Source organism: Umezawaea sp. Da 62-37 (assembly GCF_032460545.1).
GTDB lineage: Bacteria > Actinomycetota > Actinomycetes > Mycobacteriales > Pseudonocardiaceae > Umezawaea.
Window position 1 is genome coordinate 10395466 of sequence record NZ_CP135965.1, and the last position, 12958, is coordinate 10408423.

Sequence of the window (12958 nt, forward strand, 5' to 3'; positions counted from 1 at the left end):
CCGGGATACCTGCCCGATCGTCCGGCGGGGGAGGAGACGGGTGTGACGTACGTCCGGTTCGTCGCGCGGGGGCCGTGGGGGTTCTCGCCGTCGTCGGGCGCGGGACTGTGGATCGTGGAGGTCGCGGCCGGGGGCGTCGCGATCACGTCGAAGCGCGACGGCACCGCGGTGACCGCGGGGGCCGGTGAGCACGTCGTCGTGTCGGATGGCGGGGGACTGGTCGTGGCGGACCGGGCGGGCCGCCGCCCGGTCGGTTGCGCCGGGGTCGCCGCGGACGACCGGGGCGTGGCGCGGTACGGCGACACCGGTGCCGTGACCGAGCTGCTGGTGGTCAGGAAGGTCGTCGCGCACGACGTCGTCGGGATCCTGCCCGCGGTGTTCCGGCTCGACGTCGACCGCGGTGTCGCCGCGGCGCTGCACGCCACCCTCGGTCTGCTGGAGCACGAGCGGGACCGCGGGGAGGTGGGTGCGGACCTGGTGACCGGCAGGCTCGTCGAGGTGCTCGCACTGCAAGCGTTCCGGACCGCCACCGCCTCGGCGTCCGGCACCGTGCTGCGGCTGCTGCGGGATCCGCGGCTCGCGGGCGCCGTCCGCGCGATGCGCGACGACCTCGCCCGGCCCTGGACGGTGGCCTCGCTCGCCCGCGAGGCGGCCATGTCCCGCGCGAGCTTCGCGGAGGCCTTCCGCGTCGCCGCCGGGAGGACCCCGCTCGCGCTCCTCCGGCAGTGGCGGCTCTGCGAGGCCAAGCGCCTGCTGCGCGAGACGCCGTTGGCGTTGCAGGAGATCGCGCTGCTCGTCGGCTACGAGTCCGCCCCCGCCCTCGGCCGCGCCTTCGCCAGGCGTGAAGGGATCTCCCCAGGCACGTGGCGCCGTGAGGTGGCGGTTCAGTCCGCGAACGCGGCCACGTAGGACGCCAGGCACGACTCCGGCGTGGCCCGCGACGCCACGACGTGGACGTCGACGGTCACCGGTGGGTCGAGCGGCACGTGCAGCAACGTCCCGGACCGCGACCCGGCGACCTGGTCGGCGGGCATGAGCGTCCAGCCCTCCGGGTCGCGGGTCACCTCGAACAGCACGTTGAGCACGTCCCCGGCAGGCGGTCGCGGCGGGGCGATGGGCAGGACGGCCAGGATCGCGTCGTGCATCGGCGGGTCGTTCTCGCGGGCGGGGAGCCGCAAACCGCGCGGGTCGAGGTCGTGCAGGCCCACCGCCTGCTTGCCCGCCGCGCGGTGGTCGCGGGACAGCACCACGTGCACGGGTTCGGCCCACGCACGCGCCACCGCCACCGCCGTGGACCCGACGGCGCCGCGGACCAGCGCCAGGTCCAGTCCGCCGTCGCGCACGGCGTCCAGGCGCGCGGTCACCGGCAGGTCGACCAGTTCCGGCTCGGCGGGTCGTTCGCCGGCGCGCAGGCGGGCCAGCGCGCGTTCGACACGGGGGCTGACGCAGGACGCCAGCCCGATCCGCAGGGTGGCCGCCGATTCCCCGGCGACCACCCGCACGCGGGCCGCCGCGGCCAGGGTCTCGCGGGCCGCGGCGAGCACCCGGTCACCCGCCGGGGTGAGCCGCACCCGGCGCGAGGTGCGGTCGAGCAGGCGCACGCCCAGTTCGCGCTCCAGCCGGGCGATCTGCTGGCTCACCGCGGGCTGCACGATCCGCAGCCGTTCCGCCGCGCGGCCGAAGTGCAGCTCCTCGGCGACGGTCACGAAGTACTTCAGCGCCCTCAGTTCCACCCCTCTGATCTATCACACGACGTGATCGCCGCAGGTGGGTTCCGGTCGTCGATGGCGCGGCTCCCACCGGTTGGGAGGGGTGGCCCCGCCGAACGGAGAACAGACGTGACCACACCGACCCCCGGCATCATCGGCACCGGCCCGGTCGGCGCAAGGGTGGCCCGCCGCGCCGTCGACGCGAACCTGCGCGTCGACCTCGCCGACTCGCGCGGCCCGGCCGGATTCCGGTTCTGGCGACACCTCGACCGCGGGCGCCGGCTACCGGACCTCCGGGTAGGCGCGCATCTGTTCGGCCATCCGCTCGAGTTCGGCCACCGACGCCGCGGGCGAGGTGGTGTTGAGCCCGCTTTGCGCGGCGGTCGAGCTCCGCAGGAAACGGCGCAGCACCACCACGAGCAGACCTTCCGGCAGGGTCCGCAGCGCACCGAACCCGCGGGGGACCGGGGGATTCGGCATGGTGGCGAGGTTCCGCCGCATGAGGCGGACCATGTCGCGGACCGCGTCCGGGTCGTCGGCCAGCGCCTCCGGGCCGCCCGCGGCGTGCACCGCCTGTTCGAGCGGCACCGCGAACGCGGCGTGCGTCCTGAGCCAGGCGTCCACCCGCGGCTCGGCCTTGGCGTTGACGCCGGTGTCGCGGAACGCCCGCACGATCCGCTCCAGCCGCGGGGTGGTGCGGCCGTCGGGTTCGCCGATCGGCATCGGGTACCGGCGGGCCATGGGGCTGGGGGCGCGGTAGCGGACCACGTCGCCGTCCATCGTGCCCCCGTTCGGGTAGCCGCCGAGCAGCACCCGCTCGTGGCCGATCACCGCGCCGAGCGGCTCCGCGCCCGCCGCCCAGTGGAGCAGGAACAGCACGTCGCCCTCGAGCCCGACGAGCGACTCCAGCACCGCGTCCACCTGGTGGGTGCGGACGAGGACGGCGGTCAGGTCGTACCCGCCCGCGGGGTGCTCGACCACCGGCACCGGCACCCGCCGGACGGTCGTGCTGTCGCCCTCGGCGAGTTGCACGCCGTGCTTGCGCAGGGAGGCAAGGCGTTCGCCCCTGGCGAGGAGCGAGACGTCGTGCCCGGCCTCGTGCATGCGGACGGCGAGCAGGCTGCCGAGTACTCCGGCGCCGTACACGAGCAGTTTCATGATGACCCATTTCCACGCGGCGATTCAGTCATACGTTCGTTTGAATCAAACGTACGTACAATATGGGCATGGCGCCACCCGACACCCGGACCCAGCTCCTCGACGCGGCCGAGCGCCTGTTCGCCGAGCACGGTTTCCGCGGCGCCTCGGTCCGTGCGATCACCGACCTGGCCGGTGCGAACCTGGCCGCGGTCGGGTACCACTTCGGCTCGAAGGCGGGGCTGCTGGCCGAGGTCGTCCGCAGGGTGGTCGAGCCCATCAACGCCGCGCAGCGCGCCGGACTCGACCGGCTGCTCGCCCGGACCCCGGACCCGGCGGTCGCCGACCTGGTGGAGGCGTTCACGGGGCCGATGTTCGACGGGATGCCCGCGGGCGAGGAGGGCGGCGCCCGGACCTCCCGGCTGATCATGAGGATCCTCGGCGACCCGGCCGAGGAGATGCGCGACTGGACCGGTGCGGCCGAGGCCGATGTCGGCGAGGGCTTCCTGGCGGCCTTCGGGCGCGCGCTGCCCGGCCTGTCCGACGGGGAGCTGTGGTTCCGGATGCGGGGGATCCTCGCCGTGGCGGCCGCGGACCGCGTCGAGGTCCACAACCGGCGCGTCCCGACGTGCCCGTCCCCGGTGGAGGGCGATGACGCCCGGCGGTGGGCGATCACGTTCCTGGCGGCGGCGATGAGCGCGCCGCCGACCGCCCCCTGACGGTTCGGGACGCCGCCGCCGCGACCCGAGGAGGACACCGGACCGTCCACTGTCCGAAAAGGACGCCGAGCGCACATCGGCGAACCGATCCCGCCGGCGAGGACGATCAGGTCCGCGGGCTCAGCCGTTGCGGGCGGTGGCCTCGGAATCCGCGTCGAGCGCGTCGAGCACCGCGTCGCCGTTCGTCCTCGCCCACTCGGTCAGCACGTGGATCGGCCCGATCAACGACGCCCCGAGCGGGGTGAGCTCGTACTCGACGCGGGGCGGCACCTCGGCGTAGGCGTGGCGGCTGACGAGCCCGTGCGCCTCCAGCCGTCGGAGCGTCTGGGTGAGCACCTTGCGGGAGATGCCGCCGATCATCCCGATCAGCTCGCCGTGGCGCACAGGGCCCTCGCTGAGGCCGTAGAGCACGACCGCCGTCCACTTCTCGGCGATCAGCTCGATCGTCAGACGCCCTGGGCAGTCGGCGAGGAAGCAGTCGCCGGGACCGGAAGCGCTCATGGCGCCAAAGGTACCTGGGGGTTCCCATCGGAAAACCTAGCCTGGATCCGTACCCCCCAGGAACCAGGAGAGTCATGCGAGTCATCACCCAGCAGGAGTTGGGCGGCCCCGAGGTGCTCACCGTCGTGGAAGCGCCCGTGCCCCGGCCAGTGCCGACCGAGGTCCTCGTCCGCGTCAAGGCGATCGGGTTGAACCCGCTGGAACCGCGGCTGCGCGAAGGCGAGTTCCCACTGCTCGGCCCGCCGCCGTTCGTCCTTGGCTGGGACATCAGCGGCGTGGTCGAAGAGGCGCTGACCTGGCGGTTCCGGCCCGGCGACGAGGTGTTCGGGATGCCGCTGTTCCCCCGTGCCGCCAACGCGTACGCCGAGTTCGTGGCCGCGCCGGCACTGCACCTGGTGCGCAAGCCCGCGTCGCTCTCGCACGTCGAGGCGTCGGCGTTGCCGGTCGTCGGCCTGACGGCGTGGCAGGGCCTGGTCGACCTCGCGGGCGTGACCGAGGGCGACCGCGTCCTGGTCCACGGCGGTGGCGGCGGGGTCGGCCACGTCGCGATCCAGATCGCGAAGGCGTTCGGAGCGCACGTGATCACGACCGCGAGCGGGAGCAAGCGGGAGTTCGTCGAAGGACTCGGCGCCGACCAGGTGATCGACTACACGGCGGTCGACTTCGCCGAGGCGGTCCGCGACGTCGACGTCGTGCTCGACACGATCGGCGGCGACACCGTCGAGCGGTCGCTCGCCGTGCTCCGCCCGGGAGGCCACCTCGTGACGGCGGTCGCCGAGGACGATCCGGTGCTCATCGCCAAGTTCGAGGCGGCGGGCATGCGCTTCAGCGGCGTCGCGGTCGACCCCGACCCGTTCGCCCTGCGCGGTCTCGTCGACCTCGTCGAACGGGGCGTGCTCCGGGTCCACGTGCAGGAGGTGTTCCCGTTCGACCGCGTCGCCGACGCGCACCGGCTGATCGAGGGCGGCCACCTCCGGGGCAAGGTCGTGCTCACCGTCTGATCCGGCGGGCCACCGTCGGCGGTCCCGGTCCCCGCGGGCGGCCTACTGCTCGGCGGCCACCTCGAAACGACGGTGGCGGATGGCTTTCCGGTAGGTGGCGGCCACCTCCGCGGCGACGCGGTCCCACGAGTAGCGGACCCGCACCCGTTCGGCGCCCGCGAGGGCGTGGGCCCGAGACAGCGCCGGGTCGGCGAGGAGGCCGCGCAGGGCGACGCCGAGCGCCAGCGGCGCGCGCGCCGGGACCAGGACACCGGTGGAACCGTCGACGACGAGGTCGGCCAGCGCGCCCACCGCCGAAGCGACCACGGGAACGCCGCACGCCATGGCCTGCGCCGCGGCGACACCGGAGGGTTCGCGCGACGGCACGCACAGGGCGACGTCGGCCGAGCGCAGCAGCGCGGGCAGGTCCGCCCTTCCCGCCCGGCCGGTGAACCGCACCCGATGGCCGACGCGCAACCTGCGGGCGTGCCCGACCAGGCGGAGCACCTCGGGGTCCTCGTCGGCCGCGTCGGAGCGGATGGGCCCGACGATCAGCAGTTCCGCGTCGGGAACGGCGGCCAGCGCCGTGATCGCGGTGTGGAACCCGCTGTGCGGCGCGACCTCGCCGAGCGCGACCAGTCGCGGCCCGGCCCCGCGGGGAGCGGCGGGCCCTTCGGGGTGGAACAGGTCGGTGTCGACGCCCCACGGCACCAGCGACACCTTCGTGCCCGGCACTCCGAGCCGGACCAGTTCGAACGCCTCGTCCGCCGCCGCGGTGACCACGCGGTCGGCGGCGAGCGCGACGAGGCGCTCCATGTCGGTCCGCCTGCGCACCACCAGCCGCTGGAACTGGCGCTCGGTGTGCCGGAAACCGTGCAGGGACTGGACCAGCGGCGCGTCGGACTCGCTCACGGCCAGCCCGGACATCCAGGAGTGGAGGTGCACCACGTCGGGCGCGCGCTCGGCCCAGGCGCGGTCAAGGAACGCCGCGAACCCGTCGAGGTGGGCGATCAGGGCCGCTCCCGACAGCGGGCTCGGCGGCCCCGCGGGCACCCGGACCACCCTGAACCCGAACGGGTTCTCCTCGGACTCGGGCTGGTCGGGGGTGTGCCTGCGGATGTGGAGCGCGACCTCGTGGCCCTGCCTGCTCAACGCCACCGCGAGTTCGGTGATGTGGGTCGTGTGCTCGAGCGGCTCCGCCTCCCACGACGCGGCGACCAGGTCGATCCGCATCGCCGACGCCCTCACGCGTCGTCGACCACGACGTGCGGCGCGGGTCGGCCCGCGCCGGTTCCCGTCGTGCTGGTGCCCGGTTTCCCCGTGGCGACGCCCACTTCGTCCCGATCACGGGTACGCGGCAGTTCCATGAAGGGCTTTCTCGTAGTCGCGACTCTGGTCTGGGCCAAGAGGACCATGGCCGGATGTCCAACCACGCGGGTATTTCATACCACCGTGGTGAATGCCCCACGGGGAAGAAACACGAGAGGTTCACCCGTAAGTGTGGTGCCGATCGGGTAGGTGCGTGGATCTCCACGGAAGCGGACGAGGTGGTCGAACGCGGGTCGCCTGCGTTGCGGCGATGCGGAGCGCTCCCACCACAGCGGCCATGCCGGAGGTGGTGCGCGCTCGGACCGCGGCGCACGCCCTAGCCGGTCGGGGTCGTGCCGTAGCTCTCGGAGTAGTAGTCGCCGAGCCGCTGCCGGTAGGTGTCGCCATCGGCGTCCGGGTCGTACTCGGGAGCGGACTTGACCTGCTCCTTGGTCCGGTCGACGTGCACCCGGCGCTCCTCGTGGTCGACGTGGCTCACGGTGCCGACCGGGAGGACGACCTTGTGCCCGAAGATCCACGGGCCGGTGTCGACCAGCGGGCAGTCCGACGGGACCTTCGCGTTCTCCTGGTCGATCGAGCCGATCGAACCGTCGGTGGCCTCGACGCGGTAGCCGGTGAGGCCCGTGTCGGGTCGTTCGTCGGTGGGCGTGGCGTCGGTGGGCGTGGCGTCGGCGGGGCCGGTCGGGTAGGGCGAGAGCCACGAGTTGTCCCGCCAGTCCCACGGGACGAAGGGGATGATCGGTTGCATCCGGACCTCCTGGTTCGAGCGGGTCAGTGACCCGAGGGCGTTCGCGTCACGACCGGAACAGCCGGAAGAGCAGCCCCAGCACGACGGCGATGGCCACGACCTTCAGCGCCGAGCGCGCCATCACCAGGCGGGCCACGTCGGTCTGGGTGTCGATCGCCGTCGCGTCGGTCGGCTTGTCCTGTCCTGCCATGAGTCCCTCCAAGGTCGTTCGTACCCATCGGGGTTGGCGTTGTGGACCACCGGTAAACCCGTGCGGCCGGACCGGAAGCCGTCATCGGCTCGCGTGGCGGTTGGTCGGCGCGGCGGGGGTCCTCGCCTTCCGGTAGGTGGCCACCGCCTCGGTCGTGACGCGGTCCCAGGAGTAGCGGGTCCGGGCGCGGTCGACGCTGGTGATCGCGTGGACATCGCGCCCCATCGGGTCGTCGAGCAGGCCGCGGAGCGCCTGGCCGAGCGCGGGCGCGTCGCCAGGGGGGACGAGGAGCCCGGTGACGTCCTCGACGACGATGTCGGGCAGGGCGTCCACCCGCGAGGCGATCAGCGGGACCCCGCAGGCCATGGCCTGGAGCGCGCTGCCGCCCCCCGGATCCCGCCACGGCACGCGGAGCGCCACGTCGGCGGAGCGCAGCAGCGCGGCCAGGGTCCTGCGGCTGACCTGACCGGTGAACCGCACCCGGTCGTCCACGCCGTGTGCGCGGGCGTGCCGGATGAGGCTGGTGACCTCCGGGTCCTCACGGGGGAGGGCGGACCGGATCGGTCCGACGACCAGCAGTTCGGCGCCGGGTGCGGCGGTCAGCGCCTCGATCGCGGCGCGGAACCCGCTGCGTGGTGCCACCTCCCCCAGTGCGACCACGCGGTGCACGGCGCCGCGCGGAGCGGCCGGGCCGTGCGGGCTGAACAGGTCGGTGTCCACGCCCCAGGGCACCAGCGTCATCCGCGCTCGGGGCACCCCGGCGCGCACCAGTCCGGCCACCTCGTGGCTGCTCGTGGTGATGACGTGGTGGGCGGACAGGGCGGTGAGCAGTTCCAGGTCCCTGACCTTGCTCGTGGACGCGCTGTCGGCGTCCTGAACGGTCTTGAGCCCGTGGAAGGACTGGACCAGGGTGGCCTCGCAGGCGCGCACGGCGAGTCCCGAGGTCCAGGAGTGCAGGTGCACCACGTCGGGGGCGTGCTCCGCCCACCGGCGGTCCAGCCGGGCGGCGAACTCGTCGAGGTGGGGGAGGAGCGCCGCCCGGTTGAGGGTGGTGGGCGGTCCCGCGGCCACCCGCACGAGGTCGTAGCCCATCCGCGTCCGTTCGGCGTCGGGCAGGTCGCCGGACGTGCGCCGGATCAGGAGGACGACCCGGTGGCCCTGGCGGCTCAACGCGGCCGAGAGGTCGGCGATGTGCGCCCGGAAGTCGGCGGGCTCGGTCTCCCACGCCGCGGCCACCACGTCGATCCGCAGGCCGGGGGCGTTCGCGCCGGTCGTCAGCACGGCCGCTGTGTGGTCCGCGGAGGCGCGGCCCTCCAGGGCGCTGCGCAGCCTCTCCGCCGTCACCGCCGGGGACTTGGCCACGACGTGCAGGACCGAGTCCAGGTCGCAGATCCGCAGCGTGCGCCGGGCGAACTCCGCGGGCGCCACCACCCACAGCGGAACCCCGAGTGCCTCGCAGGTCCGATGGGCGTGGAGCAGCACCGCTACTCCGGCGGCCGCGATGAAGCCGACCCCGGTCAGGTCGACCACCACGGCGCGCGCGGTGCCGAGGAGCCGCTGGGCCTCCTCCACGTGCTCCGCGAGCAGTCCCGCCGTGGTCATGTCGAGTTCTCCCGCCACGGTGACCACGACGGCGTTCGACCTCGTCGACAGGTCCACGTGCAAAAGTTGCTTCATGGGGAAGCTTTCTCGTCGTTTCGACCTGGGGGTCAAGTCCACCGCTGATCGGACAACGGCTGGCTTCTCAACCGTTTGCACTCCGTCCTATCACCGGTGTCGAAAACCTGAGGAGGCAAAAGAGGTTGTTCACCCGTTCGGCGGTATTGGGCCTGCGGTCGGCGACGAGGCGTCCGACCCGGCGCGTGCCGGACGATCACTCGGCGACGTGGTGGTCGGGGTTGGCGACACCCCTGCGGGGGAACCACTCCGGTGAGTTCGAAGGGGTTGAGGCGGATGGCGTTGGAACCACGCGACCTCGTGGTCGTGGGCGCGTCGGCGGGCGGTGTCGAGGCGTTGCGCGGTTTCGTGGCGGGTCTTCCGGCCGATCTGCCCGCGGCTGTCGTGGTCGTGCTGCACCTGCCCGCGGGCGGGACCAGCGCGCTGCCCGCGATCCTCGGTCGCAGCGGCCCGCTGCCCGCGGTGAGCGCGCGGCAGGGCATGGCGCTGGAGCGCGGTCGGATCCACGTGGCGCCTCCCGACCACCACGTGCTGGTGCGGGACGGGACCCTGGTGCTGTCGCACGGGCCGACGGAGAACGGGCACCGGCCCGCTGTGGACGCCCTGTTCCGGTCCGCCGCGGTCGCCGGGGGGCCACGGGTGATCGGCGTCGTGCTGTCGGGCGCCCTCGACGACGGCACCGCGGGCATGGTCGCCATCGCCACGCGCGGCGGGGTGACGATGGTCCAGGACCTCGACGACGCCCTTTACCAGGGGATGCCGGGAAGCGTGGTGAAGCACGTGCGGGTGGACCAGGTGCTGCCCGCGGGAAGCCTGGGGGACGCCGTGCGGCGCTACGCCGGTGAACCGGTGGAAACGGCGAACGTGCCCGCACCGTCCGCGCTGCTCCGTTTGGAGACGCGGTTCGCGGCGCAGCAGACTGTCGAGGTGGAGAAGATGGGCGAACCGTCGGGTTTCAGCTGTCCCGACTGCGCGGGCACGCTGCTGGACGTGGACGCCGAGCGCACGCGGTTCCGCTGCCGGGTGGGGCACGCGTGGACGGCGGACGCCCTGCTGGACGCGCAAGCGGGCACACTGGAGCGTGCGCTGTGGACGGCCCTGCGCACGCTGGAGGAAAAAGTGAGCTTGGCTCGCAAAATGGGGGCGGACGCCCGGAACAGGGGTAGTGGGAAGCTCGCGGAGCGGTACGAGCGGACCGAGGAGGAGGCCTCGCACGCCGCCGACGTGCTGAGGGGTTACCTGTTGTCCGACGCGGTCGACGAGCAGGCCCGCGCGGAACGCCCTTCGTGATCACCCTGGGGCTCACGTCGGAGGAGGGCGCGACCGTGGTGGGGGCCACGGGCAGGCTGGACCTGTCGAGCTACGCGGAGTTCCGCGACCGGCTGCTGAAGTGCGCGGTCGACGAGCCGACGGCGATCGTCGTGCACCTGCTCGACGGGTTCGAGGCCCTCGGAACCTCCGAGCTGAGCGTGTTCACGACGGTGTGGATGCGGGTGTCGGAGTGGCCCGGCGTGCCGGTCATGATCGTCGCGGACGAGGGGTTGCGGGAGACCCTGCGACGCGGCGGCATCGCCCGGTTCGTACCGCAGTTCCCGACCGTGCGGCTGGCCCTGGACGCGGTCGTCGAGCCCCGGACCCGACGCAGGCACGAGGTGCGGCTGCCCTTCTCCACCGCCTCGGCGCGGCTCGCGCGCGCGTTCCTGCGCGACACCTGCTCCCGCTGGAACCTGGAGCGGGTGGCGGACGACGCGGCGCTCGTGGTGAGCGAACTGGTGGAGAACGCCGTGAAGCACACCGGCTCCGCGCCGTCGTTGAGGCTCGAACTCCGGCCGGGGCAGTTCGCCATCGCGGTGTACGACGACGGCCCCAAACTCCCGGAGCTGCGCCGGGGGACCTCCGGCGGGAGGGGGATGACCGTGGTGGAAGCGCTGAGCAAGGCCTGGGGCGTGTCGGTGAGCGCACGCGGCGGCAAGGTCGTCTGGGCGGTGCTCCCGTTGGCGGAAGGGGCTTCGACCGGCGGGTAGCGTTACCCGCTGTGACGGGTCGCCAGCCAGGGTCGGACAGTGCTTTCGAAGAGGTGCTCGCGTACCTGAAGGAATCGAGGGGTTTCGACTTCACGGGGTACAAGCGCACCAGCCTGACGCGGCGCGTCGCGCACCGGATGAACCAGGTCTCGATCTCCGACCACGGCGACTACATCGACTACTTGCAGTTGAACCCGGACGAGTTCGACGCGCTGTTCAACACGATCCTGATCAACGTCACCGGGTTCTTCCGCGACCCCGGAGCGTGGGAGTACCTGCGCGACGAGGTCATCCCCGTGATGCTGGCCGAACGCGGCCCGGACGACCCGATCCGGGTCTGGAGCGCGGGCTGCGCGTCGGGCCAGGAGGCGTACAGCATCGCCATCGCGCTGGCCGAGGCGCTGGGACCGGACGAGTACCGGCGCCGGGTGAAGGTCTACGCGACCGACGTGGACGACGAGGCGCTCGCCCAGGCGCGGCAGGCGACCTACGAGACCCGTGAGCTGGAGGGGCTGCCGCCGGGCCTGCTGGAGAAGTACTTCGAGCCGCACGAGGACCGGTACTCGTTCCGCAAGGACTTCAGGCGCGCGGTCATCTTCGGCCGCAACGACCTCGTGCAGGACGCGCCCATCTCCCGGATCGACCTGCTGGTCTGCCGCAACACGCTGATGTACTTCACCCAGGAGACCCAGTCGAAGATCCTGGGGCGCTTCCACTTCGCCCTGGTGCCACGGGGTGTGCTGTTCCTCGGCAAGGCCGAGATGCTGCTCAGCCACTCCCGCGTCTTCGACGCGGTGGACCTCAAGCGACGGATCTTCCGCCGTGCGGCGAACGGCCTGCCGGTCGGCTCGCCCTTCGTGGCGCACGCGTTCGCGCACGACCGCCGCATCGACATCGGCGGCCTCGACCGGTTGCGGGAACTGGGGTTCTCGGCCAGCCCGGTCGCGCAGGTGGTCGTGACCAGCGAGGACGTGGTCGCGCTGGTGAACAGCCAGGCGGAGGCGACGTTCGGGCTGTCGGGCAAGGACGTCGGCAGGCCGCTGCGCGACCTCGACCTGTCCTACCGCCCGGTCGAGCTGCGCGGCTACGTCGACAAGGCCCGGCTGGAACGGCGGACGCTGCGCGTCAAGGACGTCGAGTGGGACCGCGGGCCCGGCGAGAAGATGTGGTTCGAGGTCCACATCAGCCCCCTGGTCGACTCGGGCAACGGGATCCTCGGCGTCTCCGTCGTCTTCCACGACGTGAGCGCCGCGCACAAGCTCCTGGACGAGCTGGAGGAGGCGAACAACCAGCTCGGGGCGGCGTACGAGGAACTCCAGTCGACCAACGAGGAACTGGAGACCACGAACGAGGAACTCCAGTCCACCGTGGAGGAACTGGAGACGACCAACGAGGAGCTCCAGTCCACCAACGAGGAACTGGAGACGATGAACGAGGAGCTCCAGTCCACCAACGACGAACTCCAGACCATGAACGAGACCCTGCGCGACCGCAGCGGGGAACTGGACCAGGTCAACGGGTTCCTGGAGTCGATCCTGACGTCGTTGCGGGCCGGGGTCGTCGTGCTGGACCTGGAGATGCGGGTGCTGGCGTGGAACCGCGGTGCCGAGGAGCTGTGGGGCGTGCGGCGGGACGAGGCCGAGGGCACGCACCTGCTGAACCTCGACATCGGCCTTCCGCTGCCGCAGTTGCGCCCGATCGTCCGCGAGGCGCTGGCCGACGGGTCGTTCACGACCGAGATCAAGGTCGACGCGGTCAACCGCCGCGGCCGTGACGTGCACGTCCGCGTGGTGTGCAGCTCGCTGCGGTCGAGCACGGGCGCCCCGAACGGCGCGATCCTGGTGATGGAGCAGCAAGACCGGTGACCGCGGCCGCCGGTCCGTCGGAAGTGGGCACTTCCCGCTTCGCGGTTCCTCCCAGTACCACCGGCATCGCCGCGCAGCG

Annotated in this window: 14 protein-coding genes; 6 read left to right on the forward strand and 8 right to left on the reverse strand. The window is 72.6% G+C overall.

The genetic code is table 11. From position 1 onward, the window contains the following. Positions 1-42 precede the first annotated feature (42 nt). Positions 43-909 carry a helix-turn-helix transcriptional regulator gene (locus RM788_RS46715; RefSeq protein ID WP_315927413.1) on the forward strand — a complete coding sequence of 289 codons (867 nt, stop codon included), beginning with the start codon at positions 43-45 and terminating at the stop codon, positions 907-909. Here the strand turns inward: RM788_RS46715 and RM788_RS46720 are convergent. Beyond that, on the reverse strand, positions 885-1733 hold the full coding sequence (locus tag RM788_RS46720) for a LysR family transcriptional regulator (protein ID WP_315927415.1): 849 nt from the start codon (positions 1731-1733) through the stop codon (positions 885-887). The genes RM788_RS46715 and RM788_RS46720 overlap by 25 nt on opposite strands. A gap of 258 nt (positions 1734-1991) precedes the next feature. Then, a complete protein-coding gene (locus tag RM788_RS46725; RefSeq protein ID WP_315927417.1) occupies positions 1992-2867 on the reverse strand; it encodes a ketopantoate reductase family protein in 876 nt (291 codons plus the stop codon). A 68-nt stretch (positions 2868-2935) separates the two neighbouring features. Between RM788_RS46725 and RM788_RS46730 the strand changes: the two genes are divergently transcribed. Continuing rightward, positions 2936-3565: a TetR/AcrR family transcriptional regulator gene (locus RM788_RS46730; protein WP_315927419.1), complete on the forward strand. Its 630-nt coding sequence runs from the start codon at positions 2936-2938 to the stop codon at positions 3563-3565. Positions 3566-3685: 120 nt separating this feature from the next. Here the strand turns inward: RM788_RS46730 and RM788_RS46735 are convergent, their stop codons facing one another. Further along, entirely contained in the window at positions 3686-4066 is a 381-nt protein-coding gene (locus RM788_RS46735; RefSeq protein WP_315927421.1) for a winged helix-turn-helix transcriptional regulator, read from the reverse strand. Between the two features lie 74 nt (positions 4067-4140). Between RM788_RS46735 and RM788_RS46740 the strand changes: the two genes are divergently transcribed. After that, a complete protein-coding gene (locus RM788_RS46740; protein ID WP_315927423.1) occupies positions 4141-5067 on the forward strand; it encodes an NADP-dependent oxidoreductase in 927 nt (308 codons plus the stop codon). 42 nt (positions 5068-5109) lie between these two features. On the opposite strand, the gene RM788_RS46745 is transcribed toward RM788_RS46740, so the two are convergent. The 5 genes from RM788_RS46745 to RM788_RS46765 form a co-directional block, all read right to left on the reverse strand. Then, the gene (locus tag RM788_RS46745; RefSeq protein ID WP_315927425.1) at positions 5110-6294 is read right to left on the reverse strand and encodes a glycosyltransferase; all 1185 of its coding nucleotides are present in this window, start codon (positions 6292-6294) and stop codon (positions 5110-5112) included. Then, positions 6291-6413 carry a hypothetical protein gene (locus RM788_RS46750; protein WP_315927427.1) on the reverse strand — a complete coding sequence of 41 codons (123 nt, stop codon included), beginning with the start codon at positions 6411-6413 and terminating at the stop codon, positions 6291-6293. The genes RM788_RS46745 and RM788_RS46750 overlap by 4 nt, the downstream gene beginning before the upstream one ends. Before the next feature lie 278 nt (positions 6414-6691). Beyond that, entirely contained in the window at positions 6692-7123 is a 432-nt protein-coding gene (locus RM788_RS46755; protein WP_315927429.1) for a PRC-barrel domain containing protein, read from the reverse strand. Between the two features lie 46 nt (positions 7124-7169). Next, entirely contained in the window at positions 7170-7313 is a 144-nt protein-coding gene (locus tag RM788_RS46760; protein WP_315927431.1) for a hypothetical protein, read from the reverse strand. An 81-nt stretch (positions 7314-7394) separates the two neighbouring features. Then, a complete protein-coding gene (locus RM788_RS46765; protein WP_315927433.1) occupies positions 7395-8990 on the reverse strand; it encodes an anti-sigma factor antagonist in 1596 nt (531 codons plus the stop codon). A gap of 276 nt (positions 8991-9266) precedes the next feature. Between RM788_RS46765 and RM788_RS46770 the strand changes: the two genes are divergently transcribed. From RM788_RS46770 to RM788_RS46780, 3 genes are read left to right on the forward strand one after another with little or no spacing between them, the layout of a single operon-like run. Then, positions 9267-10280 carry a chemotaxis protein CheB gene (locus RM788_RS46770; RefSeq protein WP_315927435.1) on the forward strand — a complete coding sequence of 338 codons (1014 nt, stop codon included), beginning with the start codon at positions 9267-9269 and terminating at the stop codon, positions 10278-10280. Next, positions 10277-11014, forward strand: coding sequence for an ATP-binding protein (locus RM788_RS46775; RefSeq protein WP_315927437.1), 738 nt, complete (start codon positions 10277-10279; stop codon positions 11012-11014). Before RM788_RS46770 ends, RM788_RS46775 begins: the two co-directional genes overlap by 4 nt. 53 nt (positions 11015-11067) lie before the next feature. Beyond that, positions 11068-12879, forward strand: coding sequence for a CheR family methyltransferase (locus RM788_RS46780; protein ID WP_315927439.1), 1812 nt, complete (start codon positions 11068-11070; stop codon positions 12877-12879). Positions 12880-12958: the final 79 nt, after the last annotated feature.